The following is a 23,409-nucleotide window of genomic DNA, read 5'->3' on the forward strand; positions in this document are numbered from 1 at the left end:
CGGAGGGCCCCCGTCGCTAGGCTTGCGCCCGATGGTTCAGAGCATCTACATCTCGTCCGCCGAAGGTCATTCGGGCAAGTCCACGGTCGCCCTCGGCGTCCTCGACCTGCTCAGCAGCCAGGTGCAGCGGGTCGGCGTCTTCCGCCCGATCGCCCGCTCCACCTCCGAGCGCGACTACGTGCTCGAGATGCTGCTCGGCCACTCCGACTCCGGTCTCGCCTACGACGACTGCATCGGCGTCACCTACGAGGACGTGCACGCCGACGGGGAGGCCGCCCTCTCCCGCATCGTCGAGCGCTACAAGGCCGTCGAGGCGCAGTGCGACACGGTCGTCATCCTCGGCTCCGACTACACCGACGTCGGCAGCCCCACCGAGCTGGGCTACAACGCCCGCATCGCCGCGAACCTCGGCGCCCCCGTCCTCCTCGTCCTCACCGGCCGCGACCCGTCCCGGAGCGAGCAGCTCGGCCAGGCCCCCGCCCGCACCCCCGACGAGATGCGGCAGATCACCGAGCTCGCCGCGGTCGAGCTGCGCACCGCGCACGCGAGCCTCATCGGCGTCGTCGCCAACCGCGCCGACCCGGGCACCTCGGAGCAGGCCGTCGCCGCGATCCGCGAGGCCCTCCCGGCCGGCGCCCCGGTCTGGGCGATCCACGAGGACCCGTCGCTCGTCGCCCCGAGTGTCTCGCGCATCATCGACGCGGTCGACGGCGTCTTCGTCGCGGGCGACCCGGAGCTGCTCGGCCGCGAGGCCCTCGGTGTCGTCGTCGCCGGCATGTCGATGGTGAACGTCCTGCCGCGCCTGATGGAGGGCGGCGTCGTCATCGTCCCGGGGGACCGGCCCGAGGTCGTGCTCGCCGTGATCATGGCGCACGCCTCCGGCAACTTCCCGACGGTCTCGGCGATCATCCTCAACGGCGGCTTCGAGCTGCAGGAGCCGATCGTGCGCCTGATCGAGGGCGTCGACAACCGCCTGCCGATCGTGATGACCGAGCTCGGCACCTACGACACCGCCGTGCGCGTCACCGCCGCACGCGGTCGGCTCGCCGCCGACTCGCCGCGCAAGCGCGACACCTCCCTCGCCCTGTTCGCGGAGGCGATCGACCCGGTCGAGCTGCTCACCCTGCTCGACGTCGGCCGCTCCGAGGTCGTCACGCCGCTGATGTTCGAGTACGGCCTGATCGAGCGCGCCCGCATCGCCGACCGCCACATCGTCCTCCCCGAAGGCGGTGACGACCGCATCCTCCGCGCCGCCGCGACCGTGCTCAAGCGCGGCATCGCCCGCCTCACGATCCTCGGCGAGGAGGTCGAGGTCCGCTCCCGCGCGGCGAGCCTGGGCCTCGACATCGACGGAGCCCGCGTCCTCAGCGTCCTCGACCCGGAGCACCGCAACCGCTTCGCCGAGGAGTACGCCCGCATCCGCGCGCACAAGGGCATCACCTTCGACCACGCCTACGACACCGTGACCGACGTCTCCTACTTCGGCACGATGATGGTGCAGCTCGGCCTCGCCGACGGCATGGTCTCCGGTGCCGCTCACACCACCGCGCACACCATCCGTCCCGGTTTCGAGATCATCAAGACCAGCCCCGGCGTCTCCGTCGTCTCGAGCGTGTTCCTGATGGCGCTCGCCGACCGCGTCCTCGTCTACGGCGACTGCGCCGTGAACCCCGACCCGACGGAGACGCAGCTGGCCGACATCGCGATCTCCTCCGCCGAGACCGCTCAGCAGTTCGGCATCGACCCGCGGATCGCGATGCTCTCCTACTCCACCGGGGAGAGCGGAGCCGGCGCCGATGTCGAGAAGGTCCGGGCCGCCACCGCGCTCGTCCGCGAGCGCCGGCCCGACCTGCTCGTCGAGGGTCCGATCCAGTACGACGCCGCGGCGGACGCGGCCGTCGCCGCCTCGAAGATGCCCGGCTCGCAGGTCGCCGGCCGCGCGACGGTGTTCATCTTCCCGGACCTCAACACGGGCAACAACACCTACAAGGCCGTGCAGCGCTCGGCCGGCGCGGTCGCGATCGGGCCGGTCCTGCAGGGATTGCGCAAGCCCGTCAACGACCTCTCCCGCGGCGCCCTGGTGCAGGACATCGTCAACACCGTCGCGATCACCGCGATCCAGGCCGCCACCCAGGCGATCGTCCCGCCGACCTCCGCCATCCCCGTCGTGCGCTGAGGGCCACCCGCCCGAGCGCCCCGCCCGACCCCGAACCCCCAGGAGTCCCACCGTGTCCGTCGTCCTCGTCGTCAACAGCGGCTCGTCGTCCTTCAAGTACCAGCTCATCGAGATGACGACGGAGGAGACGCTCGCCAGCGGCCTCGTCGAGCGGATCGGCGAGGAGACCGGCCGCACCAAGCACAGCCACGACGGCGACACGGTGGAGTTCGAGACGCCCATCCCGGACCACACCGCCGGCTTCGACGCGATGATCCGCGCCTTCGCCGAGCACGGCCCCAGCCTCGACGAGTTCCCGCCCGTCGCGGTCGGCCACCGCGTCGTGCACGGCGGCAAGCGCTTCTACGAGCCGACGCTCGTCACCGACCTCGTCAAGATCAACATCGAGGACCTCAGCGACCTCGCCCCGCTGCACAACCCCGCCAACCTCGAGGGCATCGAGGCCGCGCAGAAGGCGTTCCCGGACGTGCCGCACGTCGCCGTCTTCGACACGGCCTTCCACCACACCCTCCCCGCGGCGGCCGCCACCTACGCGATCCCCGCCGACCTCGCCGACAAGCACCGCATCCGCCGCTACGGCTTCCACGGCACCTCGCACAAGTTCGTCTCCGAGGCCGCCGCCGCCTACCTCGGCCGCCGCCGCTCCGACCTCAAGACGATCGTGCTCCACCTCGGCAACGGCGCCTCCGCCTGCGCCATCGACGGCGGCGTCTCCGTCGAGACCTCGATGGGGATGACCCCGCTCGAGGGCCTCGTGATGGGCACCCGCTCCGGCGACCTCGACCCGGCCGTCGTCTTCCACCTCGCCCGCAAGGCCGGCCTCTCCACCGACGAGCTCGACACCGTCCTCAACCGCCGCAGCGGACTCCTCGGCCTCTCCGGCCGCGGCGACATGCGCGACGTCCAGGAGGCGGCCGAGGGCGGCGACGAGACCGCGACCGCGGCCCTCGAGGTCTACTACCACCGCCTGCGCCACTACGTCGGCGCCTACTACGCCCAGCTCGGCCGCGTCGACGCGATCGTCTTCACCGCCGGAGTCGGCGAGAACGTCGCCGCCGTCCGCGCCGGCGCCCTCCGCGGCCTCGAGGGCCTCGGCATCGAGCTCGACCCCGAGCGCAACACCGCCCGCGACCGCGGCCCCCGCCGCATCTCCACCGACGACTCCCGCGTCGCCGTCCTCGTCATCCCCACCAACGAGGAACTCGAGATCGCCCGGCAGTCCTTGTCGGTCGTCTAGCGGCGCAGCCGCTAGACGACTCGCGGTCGGCTTGCAGAGGTGGGAGCGTTCCGCAGAGCGGGTCGCGTCGGGCTGCCCTGAATCGCTGGCACGCGATTCCGGGTCGTGCCCTCTGCCCTGTCCGTGCAAGCGCGGTGCGGCCGACGTCATCGGTGGTCGCGTGAGCAGCGGGTGGGGCCGCGCTGGCGCGCGAGCAGCGGGTGGGGCCGCGCTGGGGCGCGAGCTGCTGTCTGCGCGGTCGCGCTGCCTGCCTGCTGGTCGAGTAGCCGCGGGACGCGGCGTACCGAGACCCACGCGTTCGTACACGGGGATCTCGATACGCCCGCGGCGCGGGCTACTCGATCAGCGGAGGGGGGCCGCGCTGACGCGCGAGCTGCTGCCTCCCCGGGCCGCTGTCCCTGCCTGCTGGTCGAGGAGCCGCGGCGCGCGGCGCATCGAGACGCCCGCGTCAGTCCGCGAGGCGGGCGTCGCCCGCGTAGACGTTGAAGCCCGCGCCGCGGCTGAAGCCGATGAGGGTGAGGCCCGAGTCGCGGGCCAGGTCGACGGCCAGGGACGACGGCGCGCCGACCGCCGCCAGCAGCGGGACGCCCGCCATCACGGCCTTCTGCACGAGCTCGAACGAGGCGCGGCCCGACACCTGCAGCAGCGCGCCCCGCAGCGGCAGCCGCCCCTCCCGCAGGCCCCAGCCGACGACCTTGTCGACCGCGTTGTGCCGCCCCACGTCCTCCCGCAGCGCCAGCAGTGCGCCATCCGAGTCGAACAGCCCGGCCGCGTGCAGGCCGCCGGTCCGCTCGAACACGGCCTGCGCCTCGCGCAGCCTGTCCGGAAGCGACACCAGCAGCTCGCGGGACACGCGCAGCGGATCCTCCGCCACGCTCCACGTCGACTCCGTCGCGACCGCCTCGAGCGACGCCAGACCGCACACCCCGCACGAGCTCGACGTGTAGACCGAGCGCTCCCGGTCGAGCAGGACCTCCGCGCGTCCCCCGCGGACGGTCGCGTCGATCACGTTGTAGGTGTTCTCGCTCGGCCCCGCGCCGCTCGCGCAGTAGCGCATCGCCGCGAGCTGCTCCGCCGAGGTGAGCACCCCCTCCGACACCAGGAACCCGGCGACCAGGTCGAAGTCGTCGCCCGGCGTGCGCATGGTGACACTGAACCGCCGGCCGCCCACCCGGATCTCCAGCGGCTCCTCGACGGCGAGCACGTCCTCGCGGCGCCGGGTCGGCTCGCCCGCGCGGACGGCGATCAGGCGGGTGCGGGCGACGCTGCGGCTCATGGCTCTCCTCCGGGGTCGACTCCGGGCGGGGTCGCCGCCATCCTGGCACCGCCGGCCGGGAGCGGACGGAGCAGCGCGACGTACGATGCAGGAATGGTCGACGACGCCGCAGCCCGCGAGAACCCCATCGACGAGAGCGCCGTCACGGTCGGCGCCCGCAAGCACCGGGCGGTCGGCATCCCCGGCGTCGCCCACGCGCTGCAGATCTCGCTCAAGCAGATGGGTCCGCTGCGCAGCGCCGAGACCCTCCTGCGCGTCAATCAGAAGACCGGCTTCGACTGCCCCGGCTGCGCCTGGCCCGAGGCCGACAAACGGCACGTCGCCGAGTTCTGCGAGAACGGCGCGAAGGCGGTGGCGGAGGAGGCGACGCTGCGCACCGTCACGTCCGCCTTCTTCGCCGCGCACTCGATGACCGAGCTCGAGGGCTGGGACGACTACCAGCTCGGCCAGCAGGGCCGCCTGACCGAGCCGATGCTCCTCGACGAGGGCGCGACGCACTACCGACCGGTCGGCTGGGACGAGGCGCTCGACGTCGTCGCCGACGAGCTGCGCGCCTGCGCGGATCCCGACGAGGCGATCTTCTACACCTCCGGCCGCACCTCGAACGAGGCCGCCTTCGTCTACCAGCTGCTGGTGCGCGGCTTCGGCACCAACAACTTGCCGGACTGCTCGAACATGTGCCACGAGTCCAGCGGGTCCGCGCTGACCGAGACGATCGGCATCGGCAAGGGCTCGGTCAGCCTCCGCGACGTCGAGCGGGCGCCGCTGCTGATCGTCGCCGGGCAGAACCCGGGCACCAACCACCCGCGGATGCTGACCGCGCTCGAGCGGGCGAAGCGGGCCGGCGGCACGATCGTCGCGATCAACCCGCTGCCCGAGGCGGGGCTGCTGCGCTTCGAGAACCCGCAGACCGTCCGCGGCATGATCGGCGGCGGCACGGCCCTCGCCGACCACTTCCTCCAGGTGCGGCTCGGCGGCGACCAGGCGCTCTTCCAGGGCTTCGGCAAGGCGCTCCTCGACGCGGAGGAGGCGCGCGGCGGCGTCTTCGACCGCGCCTTCATCGCGGAGAGCACCGACGGCCTCGACGGCTACCTCGACGAGATCCGCGGCACCGAGTGGTCCGAGATCGAGCGGGCGAGCGGGATCGACGAGGCCCGCATCCGCGAGATCGCCGAGCTGATCGCGGCCAGCGAGGGCACGATCGTCTGCTGGGCGATGGGACTGACCCAGCACGCGCACTCCGTCGCGACGCTCAAGGACGTCGTCAACGTCCTGCTGCTGACCGGCAACATCGGCAAGCCGGGCGCGGGCGTCTGCCCGGTCCGCGGCCACTCGAACGTGCAGGGCGACCGAACGATGGGCATCTTCGAGCGGATGCCCGACTCCTTCCACGACGCGCTCGACCGCGAGTTCTCCTTCGCCTCGCCGCGCGAGCACGGCACGGACACGGTCGCCGCGATCCGGGCGATGCGCGACGGGAAGGCCCGCGTCTTCATGGGCCTCGGCGGCAACTTCGCCCGCGCGACGCCGGACACCGCCGTCACCGAGGCCGCGATGCGCTCGCTCGCGCTCACGGTGCACGTCTCGACCAAGCTCAACCGCTCGCACGTCGTCACCGGCCGCCGCGCGCTGATCCTGCCGACCCTCGGCCGCACCGACTCCGACAAGCGCGCGACGGGGGAGCAGCGGGTCACCGTCGAGGACTCGATGAGCGCCGTGCACGCCTCCCGCGGGCGGCTCGCTCCGCCGAGCCAAGTCCTGCAGTCCGAGGTCGCGATCCTCACCGGCATCGCGGAGCGACTGCTCGCCGGCCGCCCGAACGCGCCGGTCGTCGACTGGGCCGCGCTGCGCGAGGACTACCGGCTCATCCGCCGGCACATCGCCGCCGTCGTCCCCGGCTTCGAGGACTTCGAGCGCCGGGTGAACGAGCCGGGCGGCTTCGTCCTGCCGCACCCGCCGCGCGACGAGCGCCGGTTCGCGACCGCGACCGGCCTGGCCCGCTTCACCGCGAATCCGCTGCAGTATCCGAGGGTCCCGGAGGGGCGCCTGCTGCTGCAGACGCTGCGCTCGCACGACCAGTTCAACACCACGATCTACGGCAAGGACGACCGCTACCGCGGCATCCACGGCGGGCGGCGCGTGGTCTTCGTGCACCGGGACGACATCGCGGAGCAGGGGCTCGCCGACGGAGCGATGGTCGACCTGGTCTCGGAGTGGGAGGACGGCCTCGAGCGCCGCGCGCCGTCGTTCCGCGTCGTCGCCTACGACACCCCGCGCGGCTGCGTCGCCGCCTACTACCCCGAGACGAACGTCCTCGTCCCGCTCGACTCCACCGCGGCGGTCAGCGGCACCCCGACCTCGAAGTCGGTCGTCGTCCGCCTGGAGCCGGCCGCCCCCGCTCTGGTCGAGTAGCCCTCGCGCGCGCTTCCCCTCTTGCTGGTCGAGTAGCCCCACAGGGGCGTATCGAGACCCACCCCTGCAGACCTGCGGGCTGACATCGGCGGATCTCGATACGCCCGCTGGGCGGGCTACTCGATCAGCAAAGGGCGGCGTATCGAGACCCCGCACCCCCTCACCACGGCAGCCGCAGCAGCCGAACCCGCTCGCCCGCACCGGCGCCCCCCGCCGGAACGACGGCCACCGCCTCCGCCGCCGTGAGCCCCGAGAGCATGTGCGACCGGATCCCGTGGACCGCTCGCCAGGCCCCCTCCGCCTCGACGACCGGCACCAGCGCGGTCGACCCGGCCCGCCCGAGCGGCTCAGCCAGCACTCCCTGACGCAGCGGTGACGCGAGCGCACCCGTGGCCGCGTCGAGCGCCGGCGGCAGGAACGACAGCGCCGCGAGGAACGCCGCGAGCGGATTCCCGGGCAGCGCCAGCACGACCGCGCCACCGGGCAGCGACGCGATCACCGTCGGATGCCCCGGCCGCATCGCGACCCCGTCGACGAGGACGGTCGCCCCCGCGATCCGGAGCGCCCGCCGCACCGCGTCCACCCGCGAGCGCCCGGTCCCGCCCGTCGTGATCTGCAGCGGAGCCGAACTCGCGAGCAGCGCACGGGCGATCGCCTCGTCGTCGTCGCCGAGCCGGCGCACCGATCCCACCGCACCCCCTGAGTGCTGCACGAGCGGCGGCAGCAGCGGCGTGAACGCGTCCCGGACGCGGCCGGCCCGGGGCATTCCGGAGGTGTCCACCTCGTCGCCGGTGAAGAGCAGGTCGACGGTCGCGGGCCGTCGCACGACGACGTCGTCGAGGCCGACGATCGCCAGCAGCGCCAGATGCGCCGGGGTCAGCCGCAGTCCGGCCTCGACCATCAGGGTCCCGGCCGGAGCTTCGTCCCCGGCCCGCCGGATGTGCCGACCGGGCGGCAGCGGGTACTCCGCGTGGAGGAGGTCACCGACCTTCAGCGCGTGCTCGTCGGGCAGCACGGCCTCGCACCATCGCGGCACGGCCCCGCCGGTGACGATCGGCTCGGCGCTGCGCGGTCCGATCCGCCAGGGCGACGCACCGCGCACGGCCCAACCGTCCATCGCCGAGGAGTCGTAGTGGGGCAGCGGCCGAGGAGTGGACAGGGCGAGCGCCATGACGCAGCCCGCCGCCTCGAGCAGCGGGACCGGCACGAACGGCTCAGGGAAGGTCGCCGCCGCGATCCGCGCGCGGGCGCCGTCCCAGTCGGTCTCGCTCATCCGTCCATTCTGGTCGCGGCCGAGGCGGGCGAGGGACGGCGCCGGATCCGCGGACCCGGCGCCGTCGACCGGCTCAGCCGAGGTAGCCGTTCGGGTTCAGCACGAACTTCTTCGCGGCGCCCTTGTCGAAGTCGGCGTAGCCCTGCGGCGCCTCGTCGAGCGAGATGGCCGTGGCCTGCACCGCCTTCGCGATCTGCACCTTGTCGTGCAGGATCGCCATCATCAGCGCGCGGTTGTACTTCATCACCGGGCACTGGCCGGTCGTGAAGGACAGCGACTTCGCCCAGCCCAGCCCGAGGCGGATCGAGAGCGAGCCCTCCTGCGCGGCCTCGTCCACTCCGCCCGGGTCGCCGGTGACGTAGAGCCCGGGGATGCCGAGCGCGCCGCCCGCCGCGGTGATCGACATCAGCGAGTTCAGCACCGTGGCCGGCGCCTCCGTCCCCGAGTCGGGTCCGTTGCCGTGCGCCTCGAAGCCCACCGCGTCGACGCCGCAGTCGACCTCCGGCACGCCGAGGATCTGCTCGATCTGCCCGGCCGGGTCGCCCTTCGAGACGTCGACGGTCTCGCAGCCGAACGAGCGCGCCTGCGCGAGCCGCTCCTCGTTGAGATCCGCGACGATGACGACGGCCGCGCCGAGCAGCTGCGCGCCGACGGCCGCGGCCAGCCCGACCGGGCCCGCTCCGGCGACGTACACCGTCGAGCCGACGCCGACGCCCGCGGTGACCGCGCCGTGGAAGCCGGTCGGGAAGATGTCCGACAGCATCGTGAGGTCGAGGATCTTCTCCAGCGCCTGGTCGCGGTCGGGGAAGACGAGCAGGTTCCAGTCCGCGTAGGGGACCATCACGTACTCGGCCTGGCCGCCGACCCAGCCGCCCATGTCGACGTAGCCGTAGGCGCTGCCGGGCCGGTCGGGGTTCACGTTCAGGCAGATGCCGGTCTTGCGCTCCTTGCAGTTGCGGCAGCGGCCGCAGGCGATGTTGAACGGCACCGAGACGATGTCGCCGACCTTGACGAACTCCACGTCCGGCCCGACCTCGACGACCTCGCCCGTGATCTCGTGCCCGAGCACGAGGTCGGCGGGCGCGGTCGTGCGGCCGCGGACCATGTGCTGGTCCGAGCCGCAGATGTTGGTCGAGACGGTGCGGAGGATCGCGCCGTGCGGCAGCTTCCTGCCGATGTTGGCCGGGTTGACGCCCGGCCCGTCCTTCAGCTCGAAGGTCGGGTAGTCGATGTCGATGACCTCGACGACTCCGGGGGACTTGTAGGCGACGGCTCTGTTGCCCGACATGCGGTTCTCCTTCACGGGATGCGACCGCGGTGCGTGAGTGCCCGCGGGAGCCGCGCCGCAGTCGTCCGGAGGAGGGCCGCGGCGTCGAGGCTCGAGCGAACCGTACGCCCGGACCCTGGTGCCGGATCGAGGGGGAGGGAGTAGCGTCTCAGGATCGGTTCGTACGCATGCGGATCGTCTCGAGCGACGTCTGCACCGCCGCCTCGAGCGCCGCCCGGTCGCCGCCCCGGAGTCCCGCCGCGTAGCCCGCGAGGAACGTCGTCAGCGGAGCGGCCGGCCGCACCACGCCGTGCGCCGCATCGCCGGCGAGGGAGAGCAGGGCGTCGCGCTCGACCGGCACGTCGGCGAGCTCGAGTGCGGCGCTCAGCTCCTCCCACCACGAGGCGAGCAGCGCGGCGGTGTCGTCACCGGGGCCGCTGCCCTCGTGAGAGCCGGGGGCGGGGGCGGGGGTCTCGTTCGACTGGTCGGTCACGCGTTCATTCTGCGCCCGGCACAGCGATGCCGTGGCGGAGGGCGTCGGCGGGGCCGTCGACGTCCGCGGTCGATCCTGCCGGCACCTCGACGTGCAGCACGATCGACCCCGCGAGGAGCGAGCGGACGGAGGCGCCGTCGACCTCGGGCAGTCGGCCCACGGCGGCGGTCAGCGCGGCTCGGCGGTGCAGGCCGAGCAGAAGCTGCGCGCGACCGTCCCCGTCGACGGCGAGCAGGGCGTCGATCGCCGGATCGGCGGAGGCGGCGACCGTCAGCAGCCGGTCGAGCGCGGGGGCCGGATCGACGAGGTCAGCGGCGAGCACGGCGATCCAGTCGGCCGCGCCGTCCCGCGCGAGCTGGGGGAGCGCCGCCGCGAGACCGGCGACCGGTCCGCCGAACGCCGGCTCCTCCTGGACGAGGCGCGCCGCACCGACCCCGCCGCGGAGCTCCGGCGGTCCCGCGACCACGACGCGTCGGGCGCCGTTGACCGCCGCGCGGGCGTGCGCGAGCAGCGTCGAGCCGTCGTGCTCGAGCAGGGGCTTGGCCGCGCCGCCGAGGCGCTCGCCCCGTCCGCCGGCGAGGATCACGGCGTCGAACGGGGGAGTGCTCGGGCGGTCGGTCACGGCCTCGAGGCTACGCGAGGGGGCGCCTCGGCCGACCAGCGTCCGGTGTCGGAGGTCGCGGCTACTCTTGTCGGGTGGTAGCAGCCCTGTATCGCCGGTACCGGCCCGAGACGTTCGCCGAGATGATCGGCCAGTCGCAGGTGACCGATCCGCTCATGACGGCGCTGCGCACCAACCGCGTCAATCACGCCTATCTCTTCAGCGGCCCGCGCGGCTGCGGCAAGACCACGTCGGCGCGCATCCTCGCCCGCTGCCTCAACTGCGCCCAGGGCCCGACGGACACGCCCTGCGGCGTCTGCGACAGCTGCGTCGAGCTCAGCCGCGACGGCCAGGGCTCGCTCGACGTGGTCGAGATCGACGCGGCGAGCCACAACGGCGTCGACGACGCGCGCGACCTGCGCGAGCGCGCCATCTTCGCGCCGGCCCGCGACCGCTTCAAGATCTTCATCCTCGACGAGGCGCACATGGTCACGCCGCAGGGCTTCAACGCGCTGCTCAAGATCGTCGAGGAGCCGCCGGAGCACGTGAAGTTCATCTTCGCGACGACGGAGCCCGACAAGGTGATCGGCACCATCCGCTCGCGCACCCACCACTACCCGTTCCGGCTGGTGCCGCCCGCGCAGATGCTCGACTACACCCAGGAGCTCTGCGAGCGCGAGAAGGTCGGCGTCGCCGCGGGCGTGCTCCCGCTCGTCGTGCGCGCCGGCGGCGGCTCGGTCCGCGACACCCTGTCGCTGCTCGACCAGCTGATGGCCGGCTCCGAGGACGAGACGGTCGGCTACGAGCGCGCCGTCGCCCTGCTCGGCTACACTCACGGCGCCCTGCTCGACGAGGTCGTCGACGCCCTCGCCGAGCACGACTCCGCCGAGGCGTTCGGCGCGGTCGACCGCGTCATCCAGACCGGGCAGGACCCGCGCCGCTTCGTCGAGGACCTGCTGGAGAAGCTGCGCGACCTCATCGTCGTCGCCGCCACCGGGGGCGCGGCCTCCGCGGTCCTCCGCGGCGTCTCGCAGGACGAGCTCGACCGGATGGCCGGCCAGTCGCGCGCGCTCGGCCTCGGCGAGCTCTCCCGCATCGCCGACATCGTCAACGAGGCGCTCACCGAGATGACCGGCGCGACGTCGCCGCGCCTCCACCTCGAGCTGATGATCGCGCGCACCCTCGTGCACGGGTCCGGCGAGGGCCGGGGTCCGGCCTCCGTCGTCGTCCCGGCACCCGCGGCGGCGCAGGAGGCACCGGCCCGCTCCCGCCCGGCGCCCGAGACGCGAGCTCCGGAGTCGCGCGCCGCCGAGTCGCAGACCCACGACGCGCACCTCCCTTCCCGCGCGGCGACGCCGAGCTCCGTGCCCGAGTCGATCGCGGCGGCACCCCGCGTCGAGACCCCCGTGGTCTCGGCCGCGCACGCGGAGGCTCCGGTCCCCGCCGGCGCCCCTGCGGCCGATGCCCCCGAGCAGCGCGAGTCCCGTCCGGCTGCCGCCGCCTCCGCCGCGTCCGCCCCCTCCGCCGCGGACGAGCCCGGCGGCGTCACCCTCCAGCGGATGAAGGACTCCTGGCCCGAGATCCTCGAGGTCGTGCAGAAGGCCCGGATGACGGCCTGGCTCGTCGCCTACACCGCACAGGTGCGGGCGCTCAAGGACGACGTGCTCACCCTCTCCTTCCCGAGCCAGAACGACGTCGACTCGTTCAAGATGGCCGGCAGTGCGGGTCAGCCCGGCGTCAGCGAGCACCTCCGTCAGGCGATCCAGCAGGTCCTCGGCCTGCGGGTGAAGTACATCGCCCGCGTCGAGCCGCGCGCCGCCGCGCCCGAGGCCGAGCGCGCCGCGGTCGAGGCGGTCGCAGCGCCCGCCGCCGAGTCGCCCGCCGCCGCCGCGCCCAGCGACCCGGACGGTGGGCGACGGTCGCGATCCCGGCCGACCCGGCTCCGGCCGAGGTCGCCGCCGAGCCCGCGATCGAGTCGGCCGCCGCCCCGGACGACTCCGACGTGCCGGTCCTCGCCCCCTCGCCGCGGTCCGCTCCCGCGGTCCCGGCCGAGGAGCCGCCCGTGCGGCCCGCCGCAACGGCCGCCGCCGCCACTGCCGCCCCGGTGTCCCGCGGTCCGGCCGACGACGAGCCCCCGTTCGACGAGGAGCCACCGGAGGAGGACATGCCGCCGGTCGAGCCGCCGATGCCCGACTCCTGGGCCACCGTCGCCCCGCCCGGTGAGCCCACCACTCCCGCTGCGCCCGTCGCCCCGGCCCCCGTGCGCACGCCGGAGCGGCGCGAGCCCGCACCGCGGCCGGTCACCCGCACCACCCGCTCGGCGACGGCCGACGGCCGGCAGCGCTACGGCGAGGCCGTCGTCCGCGAGATCCTCGGCGCCCAGTTCATCGAGGAGCAGCCGCACGTCCCCCGTGGTCCGCGCGTGACCGGCGCATGATCGCCGCCCCGCTCCTCACTCCCGCACTCCTCACCCCCGCACTCCTCACCCCCGCACTCCTCACCCCCGCACTCCTCACCCCCGAATCCGCTCCCCGAGAGGAGGCGCCCGCATGTACGAAGGCATCGTCCAGGAGCTGATCGACGAGCTCGGCCGGCTCCCCGGCATCGGCCCGAAGTCGGCCCAGCGCATCGCGTTCCACATCCTGCAGACCGAGACGTTCGACGTCACGCGCCTGGCCGAGATCCTGCTCGAGCTGCGCAACCGCGTGCACTTCTGCGACATCTGCGGCAACGTCGCGGAGGAGGCGACCTGCGGCATCTGCCGCGACCCGCGCCGCAGCCGCGCCGTCATCTGCGTCGTCGAGGAGGCGAAAGACGTCCCCGCGATCGAGCGCACCCGCGAGTTCCGAGGCCTCTACCACGTGCTCGGCGGCGCGATCAGCCCGATCGACGGCATCGGCCCCGACCAGCTCCGCATCCGCCAGCTGCTCCAGCGCCTGGCCGACGGCGAGGTCCAGGAGGTCATCATCGCGACCGACCCCAACCTCGAGGGCGAGGCCACCGCGACCTACCTCTCCCGCATGCTCAGCACCCTCGGCATCCGCATCACCCGCCTCGCCTCCGGCCTCCCCGTCGGCGGCGATCTCGAGTACGCCGACGAGATCACCCTCGGCCGCGCCTTCGAGGGCCGCCGCCTCGTCGAGAACTGACCCGAGCCGCCCCCCCGCCTCCGGCTCGCAGAACCACCTCCGGCTCGCGGATCCACCTCCGGCTCGTGGTTCCGGTCGGTTCTGGCGTGCCGAGGCTGTTTCCGTGTGCCGAACGTCCTCGTGCCGGACGTCCGGCTCGTGGATCCACCTTCGGCTCGTGGTTCCGGTCGGTTGTGGCGTGCCGGAGCCGTTTCCGCGTGCCCAACGTCCTCGTGCCGCATGTCCGGCTCGTGGATCCACCTTCGGCTCGTGGATGCACCTTCGGCTCTTGGTTCCGGTCGGTTCTGGCGTGCCGAGGCTGTTTCCGCGTGCCGAACGTCCTCGTGCCGGACGTCCGGCTCGCGGATTCACCTTCGGCTCGTGGTTCCGGTCGGTTCTGGCGTGCCGAGGCTGTTTCCGCGTGCCGAACGTCCTCGTGCCGGACGTCCGGCTCGTGGATCCACCTTCGGCTCGTGGTTTCGGTCGGTTCTGGCGTGCCGAGGCTGTTTCCGCGTGCCGAACGTCCTCGGACCGGACCTCCGGCTCGTGGATCCACCTTCGGCTCGTGGTTCCGGTCGGTTCCGACGTGCCGAAGCCGTTTCCACGTGCCGAACGTCCTCGGACCCGACCCCCGGCTCGCGGATTCACCTCCGTCTCGTCGGATCCGCCCGTTCCCGCGTGCCGGAGCCGTTCCCGCGTGCCGGAGGTGCCCCACCGCCCTGCCCCGAGGACACCCGCCCGCCCCCGCCGCAACATGACCACTCGCGCATGCGCCCGCCGGTAGACTCCTGCGTCGGGTCGCCACGGCCCGAGCCACTGACCCGGGAGTAGCGCGTGAGCCTGATCGTCCAGAAGTTCGGGGGGTCCTCCGTCGCCGACGCGGAGAGCATCAAGCGGGTCGCGAAGCGCATCGTGGCCACCAAGCAGGCCGGCAACGACGTCGTCGTCGCGGTGTCCGCGATGGGCGACACCACGGACGACCTGCTCGAGCTGGCCCACCAGGTCACCCCGCTGCCCGCGCCGCGCGAGCTGGACATGCTGCTCTCCTCCGGCGAGCGGATCTCGATGGCGCTGCTCGCGATGGCGATCAAGAGCATGGGCTACGACGCCCGCTCCTTCACCGGCAGCCAGGCCGGCATGATCACCGACGCCCAGCACGGCGCCGCCCGCATCGTGGACATCACCCCGGTGCGCCTGCGCGCCGCGCTGGACGAGAACGCGGTCGTCATCGTCGCCGGCTTCCAGGGCTTCAACCGCGACACCAAGGACATCACCACCCTCGGCCGCGGCGGCTCGGACACCACTGCCGTCGCCCTCGCCGCCGGCCTCGGCGCCGACACCTGCGAGATCTACACCGACGTCGACGGCGTCTTCACCGCCGACCCCCGCGTCGTGAAGAAGGCCCGCAAGCTCGACCGCATCTCGAGCGAGGAGATGCTCGAGCTCGCCGCGGCTGGCGCGAAGGTCCTGCACATCCGCGCCGTCGAGTTCGCCCGCCGCCACGGAGTGACGCTGCACGTGCGCTCCTCCTTCAGCCCCAACGAGGGCACCATCGTCTACAACGCCGTGCCCGGCGACGACGCCGCCGGAAGCACCGGCACGAGCAGCACCGAGAAGAATGGACAGCCCGTGGAAGAGCCGATCATCGCCGGAGTCGCCGCCGATCTCAACGAGGCCAAGATCACCGTCGTCGGCGTGCCCGACATCCCGGGCAAGGCCGCGCAGATCTTCACGATCGTCGCCAAGACCGGCTCGAACATCGACATGATCGTGCAGAACGTCTCGGCCGCCGCGACCGGCCGCACCGACATCTCCTTCACGCTGCCCAAGGCCGACGGCCAGACCGTCCTCACGGCGCTCAACGCCGAGAAGGACGAGGTCGGCTTCGAGTCGCTCCAGTACGACGACCAGATCGCGAAGCTCGCGCTCGTCGGCGCCGGCATGCGCACGAACGCCGGAGTCTCGGCCAAGCTCTTCCGCTCCCTCTACGAGGCGGGGATCAACATCGAGATGATCTCGACGAGCGAGATCCGCATCTCGGTCGTCACCCGCGCCGACACCGTGAACGACGCCCTCCGCGTCGTGCACACCGCCTTCGGGCTCGACGGCGACGACGAGGCCGTCGTCTACGCCGGCACCGGTCGCTGACCGCCGCCCGCCCTCGCGATCCTGCCGATCGCGCGAGGCGGCCCCCGCGCGCCGGCCGGCGTTCGGTAGCGTCTCCGCGGAGCTCCTCCTCGGGGCCCGCCCCCACCTCCCCACGCGCCCAGTGAGCGGCTCCGCCGCACGGACGAAAGAGCACAGCATGAGCAGCACCCCCCTCCACGTCGGAGTCGTCGGAGCCACCGGCCAGGTCGGCACGGTCATGCGCCGCCTCCTCGAGGAGCGCGACTTCCCGATCGCGTCGATCCGCTTCTTCGCCACCGCTCGCTCGGCCGGCACGACCCTGCCGTTCCGCGGCGAGGACATCGTGGTCGAGGACACCGAGACCGCCGACCCCTCGGGTCTGGACATCGCGCTCTTCTCGGCCGGAGCGACGGGGTCGCGCGCGCAGGCGCCCCGCTTCGCCGCCGCGGGCGTCACCGTCATCGACAACTCCAGCGCCTGGCGGATGGACCCCGAGGTGCCCCTCGTCGTCAGCGAGGTCAACCCGCACGCGATCGACCAGGCCGTGAAGGGCATCATCGCGAACCCCAACTGCACCACGATGGCCGCGATGCCGATCCTGAAGGTCCTCGACCGCGAGGCCGGGCTCACCCGCCTGATCGTCAGCACCTACCAGGCCGTCTCGGGCAGCGGACTCGCCGGGGCGCGCGAGCTCGCCGACCAGGTCCGCGCGGCCGTCGCGGACGAGCACCTGCTCGACCTCGTGCACGACGGCTCGGCCGTCGAGTTCCCGGCGCCGGAGAAGTACGTGGCGCCGATCGCCTTCGATGTCATCCCGTTCGCCGGCAGCCTCGTCGAGGACGGCCTGAACGAGACCGACGAGGAGAAGAAGCTCCGCAACGAGAGCCGCAAGATCCTCGAGCTGCCCGGCCTCCTGGTCTCCGGCACCTGCGTGCGCGTCCCCGTCTTCACCGGCCACTCGCTGTCCGTCAACGTCGAGTTCTCCGCGCCGCTCAGCCCCGAGCGCGCCCGCGAGCTGCTCGCCGACGCCCCCGGTGTCGCACTGCGCGAGGTGCCGACGCCGCTCGAGGCGGCCGGCAGCGACCCGAGCTTCGTCGGCCGCATCCGTGCGGACGAGGGCGCCCCCGAAGGCCGCGGCCTCGCGCTCTTCATCAGCAACGACAACCTCCGCAAGGGTGCGGCCCTCAACGCCGTGCAGATCGCCGAGCTGATCGCGGCGAAGCAGCCCGTCTCCTGACCCGGCGCGGATCTCGATACGCCCTCTGCGAGGGCTACTCGATCAGCATGGAAGGGGCTCTCTGCGAGGGGCGGACACCATGCTGGTCGAGTAGCCGCGGAGCGGCGTATCGAGACCCACGTGTCCGAGCGGGGGCCGCCGCCGCCGGCCCCCGCCGGGAAAAGCCGTCAATTTGATGGGCAGGCGGCCCCCCGGCCCGCCTGCCGCCCGGCGCCCGACGGTAAACTCGACTCTCGTGAACTCCTCGGAACCGGTCGACGTCGCCCTCATCGGAGGGGGCATCATGAGCGCCACGCTCGGTGCTCTCCTCACCAAGCTCCAGCCCGACTGGACGATCGCCGCCTACGAGCGGCTCGGCGACGTGGCGCAGGAGTCGTCGAACCCGTGGAACAACGCGGGCACCGGCCACGCCGCGCTCTGCGAGCTCAACTACATGCCCGAGGCGGCCGACGGCTCCGTCGACCCCGCCAAGGCGATCCAGATCAACGAGCAGTTCCAGATCTCGCGCCAGTTCTGGTCGAGCCTCGTCGAGGCCGGCGACATCCGCGAGCCCTCCAGCTTCATCAACTCCGCTCCGCACATGACCTTCGTGCACGGCGAGGCCAACGTCGAGTACCTCCGCAAGCGCTACGAGGCGCTCAAGGACCAGCCGCTGTTCGCCGGCATGGAGTTCACCGAGAGCACGAAGACGATCCACGAGTGGGCGCCGCTGCTGATGGAGCAGCGTCCCGCCGGCGGCGGACCGTACGCCGCGACGCGCATTCCGGCGGGCACCGACGTCGACTTCGGCGCGCTCACCCACCAGCTCTTCGACCACGTCGTCGCGCACGGCGGCACCCTCGACACCGGCCACGAGGTCACCGGCATCACCCGGCAGAAAGACGGCACCTGGCGCCTGGACCTCAAGCAGAAGGTCGGCGGCACGCCCAAGAAGGTCATCGCCCGGTTCGTCTTCGTCGGCGCCGGCGGCGGGGCGCTGCATCTGCTGCAGAAGTCGGGCATCCCCGAGATCAAGGGCTTCGGCGGCTTCCCGATCTCCGGCCAGTTCCTGCGCACCGACAACCCGGCGATCGTCGCCCGGCACCAGGCGAAGGTCTACGGCAAGGCCGCCGTCGGCGCCCCGCCGATGTCGGTGCCGCACCTCGACACCCGCGTCGTCGACGGCCGGGCCTCGCTGCTGTTCGGCCCCTACGCCGGCTTCACGCCCAAGTTCCTCAAGCGCGGCTCCTGGCTCGACCTGCCGCTCTCGATCCGTCCGCACAACATCGGCCCGATGCTCGCGGTCGCCCGCGACAACCTCGACCTGATGAAGTACCTGCTCGGCGAGGTGCTGGCCGGCCGCGACAAGAAGATGAAGGCGCTCCGCGAGTTCCTGCCCACCGCCCGCTCCGAGGACTGGTACCTCATCACCGCGGGCCAGCGCGTCCAGGTCATGAAGAAGGACGAGAAGAAGGGCGGCGTGCTGCAGTTCGGCACCGAGGTCATCACCGGGGCCGACGGCACGATCGCCGGTCTGCTCGGCGCCTCGCCCGGTGCCTCGACGGCCGTGCCGATCATGCTCGACATCGTGAAGCGCTGCTTCCCGGACCGGATGAAGGCCTGGGAGCCGCGCATCCGCGCGCTCGTCCCGAGCTACGGCTCCACGCTGAACGACGCTCCGGAGACGGCGGAGCGCACCGTCGCCGCGACTTCCGAGGTGCTCGCGCTGCGCGCCCCCGTCTGAGGGCCGCACGCGATTCACGTGGGGCGCGGCCCCTGGTGATCGAGTAGCCCTCGCAGAGGGCGTATCGAGATCCACCGTGACGAGGATGGGGCTTGAGGCCACCGCTCGGGTGACAGGGGTCTCGATACGCCGCTTCGCGGCTACTCGACCAGCGAAGGTCGGGCGCGACGGACTGATCTCGACGGGACCCGCCGAAACGTTCGAACACATGTTCTAATGGACGTATGAGGTGGAGCGGGCAGGCGATCGGCGCGGCGGACGAGGCCGCGCTCCCGGGGCTCGTCAAGCTGACCGAGCTCGTCCGCACGGTCCGCACTCCGGACTTCGAGGGCATCACCTTCTACGAGGTGCTCGCCAAGTCGGCGCTCAACCGCGTGCACTCCTCGTCGAAGATGCCGTTCGGCTGGACGATCAATCCGATGCGCGGCTGCACGCACGCCTGCACCTACTGCTTCGCCCGGCCGACGCACGAGTACCTCGAGTTCGACGGCGGGCGCGACTTCGACTCGCAGATCGTCGTCAAGGTGAACGTCGCCGAGGTGCTCGCCCGCGAGCTCGCGCGGCCGAGCTGGGAGCGGCATCCGGTCGCACTCGGCACCAACACCGACCCCTACCAGCGGGCGGAGGGGCGGTACCGGCTGATGCCGGGGATCATCGCTGCGCTGGCCGCCTCGGGCACGCCGCTCTCGATCCTGACCAAGGGGTCGCTGCTCCGGCGCGACCTGCCGCTGCTGCGCGAGGCGGCCGAGAGCGTGCCGGTCGATCTCGGCGTCTCGATCGCCGTCTTCGACGAGGACCTGCAGCGCTCGATCGAGCCCGGCGCGCCCTCCGCCGCGGCCCGGCTGGCGACCGTCACGGCTGCGCGCGAGGCCGGCTTCGAGTGCTCGGTCTTCCTGATGCCGATCCTGCCGTTCCTCACCGACACCCGCGCCCACCTCGACGCGTCGCTCCGGGCCTGCCGTGAGGCGGGCGCGAGCACGATCATGTACTCGACGCTCTACCTCAAGCCCGGAGTGAAGGAGTGGTTCCTGCAGTGGCTCGGCGAGGAGCATCCGGAGCTGCTCGACCGCTACCGCTCCCTCTATCCCGGGCGCGCCGCCTACGCGCCGGCGGAGTACCGCCGCTGGCTCTCCGCGCGGATCCGGCCGTTGATGCGCGACCACCGGCTGACGGAGGGCGAGCCGGACCCGGCGACCGGCTCGATGCGCTCCTCCGCGCTCGGCCCGACCGCCCGCGGAGCGTCGGCCCTGCCCTCGCTCGGCCTGCTGCGGACGCTCGGCGGCGAGGAGCGCGGGTCCGGCGGCCTGCGGCACGGCGGGCTGATCCTGCGTGAGCTCGGCGAGGACGGAGCCTCGGTTCTGCCCGGGGTCGGCCAGCCGACGCTGTTCTGAGCCTGCCGCGGTCGTCGCCCCCGCCGCGGCTAGGATCGTCGCATGCTCCCTCGCCCCGGTGAGCCGTCGTCCGGCTCCTCCGCCCGGGCCGCCGACGAGGAGGCCCGCCCGGTCCGCCTCGGCCTGCTCGACGACCACGAGCTCCTCCTCGACAGCATGAGCAGCTGGATCGCGGCGAACGCCCCCGACTTCGAGCTCGTCGTGAGCGCCGGCACCTGGATGGAGCTCGTCACCAGCACCGTCTTCCCGACCCAGCTGGTCGTGATGGACTTCGAGCTGCGCGAGCCGATCTCGATCGAGGCCCGGATCCGCACCTGCCGCGCCGCGGGCGCCACGGTGATCGTCCTCGCGGAGCACGAGGACGCCGAGATCCGCGACCGGTCGCTCCGTGCGGGGGCCGCGCGGCACCTCACCAAGGCGCAGTCGATGCAGGACGTGATGGAGGCGGCCCGCTCGGCGATGGCGATGCGCTCGACCGCCGGTTCCGCTTCGCAGTGGCGCCCGCTCCCGATCGGCGTGGCCGCGCAGCAGCGGCCCCGGCTGAGCGCGGGGGAGCTGGAGGCGCTGCGGCTCTACGTCTCCGGCTCCAGCACCCCCGAGGTCGCGGCCAAGATGAACGTGCAGTTCGAGACGGCGAAGACCTACCTCCGCCGGGTCCGCCAGAAGTACGTCAAGGTCGGTCGCCCCGCGAGCCGGCGGGCCGACCTGATCCGCCGCGCGGCCGAGGACGGCTTCCTCGAGTGACCGGACCGACCGAAGCGACCGGACCGACCACGACCACGACGACCACGCCGAGCGCAGCGCGCGGGAGCACCCCGCGACCGAGCAGAGACGGGAACTGATGGCGAAGCTCTACTTCCGCTACGGAGCGATGAACAGCGGCAAGAGCACCTCGCTCCTGCAGGCCGCCCACAACTACGAGGAGCGCGGGCACCGGGTGCTGCTCGCGAAACCGGCCGTCGACACCAAGGGCGACGAGCTGATCGTGTCCCGGCTCGGCGTGACCCGTCCGGTGGACATCCTGTTCGAGCCGGACGGCGATCCGGTCGCCGTCTTCTCCGCCGCGCGGCAGCGCGTGCTCGCCGAGACGGCCCGCGACGTGAGCGCGCTGCTCGTCGACGAGGCGCAGTTCCTGCCCGAGGCGCACGTCGACGATCTGCTCCGGATCGCGATCCTCGAGAACGTGCCGGTGCTCGCCTACGGCATCCGGACCGACTTCCGGACCGCCGCGTTCCCCGGAAGCAGGCGGCTCCTCGAGATCGCGCACAGCCTCGAGGAGCTCAAGACCATCTGCCGCTGCGGCCGCAAGGCGATCTTCAACGGCCGGGTGCTCGACGGTCGCTTCGTCTTCGACGGCGACCAGGTCGCGATCGACGGCGCCGAGGTCACCTACGAGTCGCTCTGCGGTTCCTGCTATCTGCAGGAGAGCCGGGGGCGACTGCGCGGCTGACGGTGCCGAGATCCGCTCACTGTGCGTGACCCATCCGAAACAAGGATGTGGGTAGCCTTGCGGGCGTGACATCACCGGAAACGCACGCAGGCCTTCCGAAGCAGCACGCGAGGCCGGGGGGTTCGATGACGACGCAGGAGACACCGCAGAAGCGACGTCCGTCCTGGGAGCAGGACTACCGCCGGCGCCTCCTCGCCACGGACGTGGTCGCGATCCTGCTCTCGGTCTTCGGCACCCAGCTCGTCTGGTTCGATCTCGACCTCAACTCCGACGTGGGCTTCAACAACCCCGTCGACATCGCGGTCAACTACACCTGGGTCTCGGTCGTGCTCTCGGTCGGCTGGCTCCTCGCGCTGCAGGTCTTCGACACCCGCGACCGCCGCATCATCGGCACCGGCTACGTCGAGTACCGCCGCATCGTCGACGCCTCGATCTGGCTGTTCGGCATCGTCGCGATCATCGCCTACCTCCTGCAGATCCTGCTGGCGCGCGGCTACATCATCACCGCGTTCCCGGCCGGCATCCTGCTGATCTGCGTCGGCCGCGTGGTCTGGCGCTCCTGGCTCACCCGGCAGCGCAAGGTCGGCCGCTTCTCCAGCCAGGTCGTCCTGCTCGGCTCGCGCGGGAGCGTGCTGCACACCGCCCGGGAGCTCCGCCGTGGCACCGAGGCCGGCTACAAGCTGGTCGGCGCGGTCTCCACCTCCGTCGGCGGTGCCGAGGCGCTGACCACGGAGCCCGAGCTCGCCGGCCTCTCTCTGCACGGGTTCTCCGGGATCGACGGGGTCCGCGCCGTCATGGACGCCACCGGCGCCGACACCGTGGTGGTCACGAGCTCCGACGAGCTCGCGCCGCAGCGCATCCGCGAGCTCAGCTGGACCCTCGAGCCCGGCCGCGAGCACCTGGTCGTGGCGCCGAGCCTCACCGACATCGGTGGTCCGCGGATCCACACCCGCCCCGTCGCCGGCCTGCCGCTCATCCACGTGGAGACCCCGCGGTTCGACGGCCGCCAGCGCTTCGCCAAGCGCCTGTTCGACATCGCGGCCTCGACGATGCTGATCATCCTCAGCGCCCCGGTGCTGATCGTCGTGGCCGTGCTGGTGAAGACGACGAGCACCGGTCCGGTCCTGTTCCGCCAGGAGCGCATCGGGCTGAACGGCTCGACCTTCGAGATGCTGAAGTTCCGCTCGATGGTGGTCGACGCCGAGGCGCAGCTGGCCGCGCTCGCGGCGCAGCAGCGCGACGAGGGCAACAGCATCCTCTTCAAGATGGCGAAGGACCCGCGGGTCACCAAGGTCGGGACGATCCTGCGCCGCTTCAGCCTCGACGAGCTGCCGCAGTTCCTCAACGTCTTCCGCGGCGACATGTCGCTGATCGGCCCGAGGCCGCCGCTGGCGCGCGAGGTCGAGCAGTACGAGGAGCACGTGCACCGCCGCTTCCTGATGAAGCCCGGCATCACGGGCCTCTGGCAGGTCAGCGGGCGCTCGAACCTCTCCTGGGAGGACACCGTCCGCCTGGACCTGTACTACGTGGAGAACTGGTCGATGACCGGCGACATCGTCATCCTCTTCAAGACCGCGCGGGCCGTGCTCGCGCGCGACGGCGCCTATTGACCGGCTCG

Annotated in this window: 17 protein-coding genes; 12 read left to right on the plus strand and 5 right to left on the minus strand. The window is 72.5% G+C overall.

What is annotated here, in order from left to right:
- Positions 1–31: 31 nt before the first annotated feature.
- Positions 32–2,176, plus strand: a complete 2,145-nt coding sequence (gene pta, locus GSU72_RS05065; RefSeq protein ID WP_159984075.1) for a phosphate acetyltransferase — start codon at positions 32–34, stop codon at positions 2,174–2,176.
- A 52-nt stretch (positions 2,177–2,228) separates the two neighbouring features.
- Complete coding sequence (locus tag GSU72_RS05070; RefSeq protein ID WP_159984076.1) at positions 2,229–3,413, plus strand: acetate kinase; 1,185 nt, start codon at positions 2,229–2,231, stop codon at positions 3,411–3,413.
- 448 nt (positions 3,414–3,861) lie between these two features.
- On the opposite strand, the gene fdhD is transcribed toward GSU72_RS05070, so the two are convergent.
- The gene (gene fdhD, locus GSU72_RS05075) at positions 3,862–4,689 is read right to left on the minus strand and encodes a formate dehydrogenase accessory sulfurtransferase FdhD (protein WP_159984077.1); all 828 of its coding nucleotides are present in this window, start codon (positions 4,687–4,689) and stop codon (positions 3,862–3,864) included.
- A 93-nt stretch (positions 4,690–4,782) separates the two neighbouring features.
- Between fdhD and GSU72_RS05080 the strand changes: the two genes are divergently transcribed.
- Positions 4,783–7,101, plus strand: coding sequence for an FdhF/YdeP family oxidoreductase (locus GSU72_RS05080; RefSeq protein WP_159984078.1), 2,319 nt, complete (start codon positions 4,783–4,785; stop codon positions 7,099–7,101).
- A 160-nt stretch (positions 7,102–7,261) separates the two neighbouring features.
- Here the strand turns inward: GSU72_RS05080 and GSU72_RS05085 are convergent, their stop codons facing one another.
- From GSU72_RS05085 to GSU72_RS05100, 4 genes are all read right to left on the minus strand, one after another.
- Positions 7,262–8,374 carry a molybdopterin molybdotransferase MoeA gene (locus GSU72_RS05085; RefSeq protein WP_159984079.1) on the minus strand — a complete coding sequence of 371 codons (1,113 nt, stop codon included), beginning with the start codon at positions 8,372–8,374 and terminating at the stop codon, positions 7,262–7,264.
- A gap of 73 nt (positions 8,375–8,447) precedes the next feature.
- Positions 8,448–9,662 (minus strand): formaldehyde dehydrogenase, glutathione-independent, encoded by a 1,215-nt coding sequence (gene fdhA, locus GSU72_RS05090; protein ID WP_159984080.1) that lies wholly within the window; start codon positions 9,660–9,662, stop codon positions 8,448–8,450.
- A 148-nt stretch (positions 9,663–9,810) separates the two neighbouring features.
- Positions 9,811–10,134 carry a DUF6457 domain-containing protein gene (locus tag GSU72_RS05095; RefSeq protein WP_244255981.1) on the minus strand — a complete coding sequence of 108 codons (324 nt, stop codon included), beginning with the start codon at positions 10,132–10,134 and terminating at the stop codon, positions 9,811–9,813.
- Between the two features lie 4 nt (positions 10,135–10,138).
- Positions 10,139–10,756, minus strand: coding sequence for an NTP transferase domain-containing protein (locus tag GSU72_RS05100; RefSeq protein ID WP_159984081.1), 618 nt, complete (start codon positions 10,754–10,756; stop codon positions 10,139–10,141).
- Between the two features lie 74 nt (positions 10,757–10,830).
- Between GSU72_RS05100 and GSU72_RS05105 the strand changes: the two genes are divergently transcribed.
- From GSU72_RS05105 to GSU72_RS05145, 9 genes are all read left to right on the plus strand, one after another.
- Positions 10,831–13,161, plus strand: a complete 2,331-nt coding sequence (locus GSU72_RS05105) for a DNA polymerase III subunit gamma and tau (RefSeq protein ID WP_208545153.1) — start codon at positions 10,831–10,833, stop codon at positions 13,159–13,161.
- A 123-nt stretch (positions 13,162–13,284) separates the two neighbouring features.
- Positions 13,285–13,884 (plus strand): recombination mediator RecR, encoded by a 600-nt coding sequence (gene recR / locus GSU72_RS05110; protein ID WP_123447702.1) that lies wholly within the window; start codon positions 13,285–13,287, stop codon positions 13,882–13,884.
- Positions 13,885–14,697: 813 nt separating this feature from the next.
- Entirely contained in the window at positions 14,698–16,011 is a 1,314-nt protein-coding gene (locus GSU72_RS05115) for an aspartate kinase (RefSeq protein ID WP_159984082.1), read from the plus strand.
- A 157-nt stretch (positions 16,012–16,168) separates the two neighbouring features.
- Entirely contained in the window at positions 16,169–17,227 is a 1,059-nt protein-coding gene (locus GSU72_RS05120) for an aspartate-semialdehyde dehydrogenase (protein WP_159984083.1), read from the plus strand.
- A 175-nt stretch (positions 17,228–17,402) separates the two neighbouring features.
- Complete coding sequence (locus GSU72_RS05125; RefSeq protein WP_159984084.1) at positions 17,403–18,950, plus strand: malate:quinone oxidoreductase; 1,548 nt, start codon at positions 17,403–17,405, stop codon at positions 18,948–18,950.
- Between the two features lie 224 nt (positions 18,951–19,174).
- On the plus strand, positions 19,175–20,341 hold the full coding sequence (locus GSU72_RS05130) for an Rv2578c family radical SAM protein (protein WP_159984085.1): 1,167 nt from the start codon (positions 19,175–19,177) through the stop codon (positions 20,339–20,341).
- A 42-nt stretch (positions 20,342–20,383) separates the two neighbouring features.
- Positions 20,384–21,085 carry a DNA-binding response regulator gene (locus tag GSU72_RS05135; RefSeq protein ID WP_244255982.1) on the plus strand — a complete coding sequence of 234 codons (702 nt, stop codon included), beginning with the start codon at positions 20,384–20,386 and terminating at the stop codon, positions 21,083–21,085.
- Positions 21,086–21,182: 97 nt separating this feature from the next.
- Positions 21,183–21,791: a thymidine kinase gene (locus tag GSU72_RS05140; protein WP_159984086.1), complete on the plus strand. Its 609-nt coding sequence runs from the start codon at positions 21,183–21,185 to the stop codon at positions 21,789–21,791.
- Between the two features lie 125 nt (positions 21,792–21,916).
- Entirely contained in the window at positions 21,917–23,401 is a 1,485-nt protein-coding gene (locus GSU72_RS05145) for a sugar transferase (RefSeq protein WP_159984087.1), read from the plus strand.
- Positions 23,402–23,409: the final 8 nt, after the last annotated feature.

Source organism: Rathayibacter sp. VKM Ac-2760, assembly GCF_009834185.1.
Classification (GTDB): domain Bacteria; phylum Actinomycetota; class Actinomycetes; order Actinomycetales; family Microbacteriaceae; genus Rathayibacter.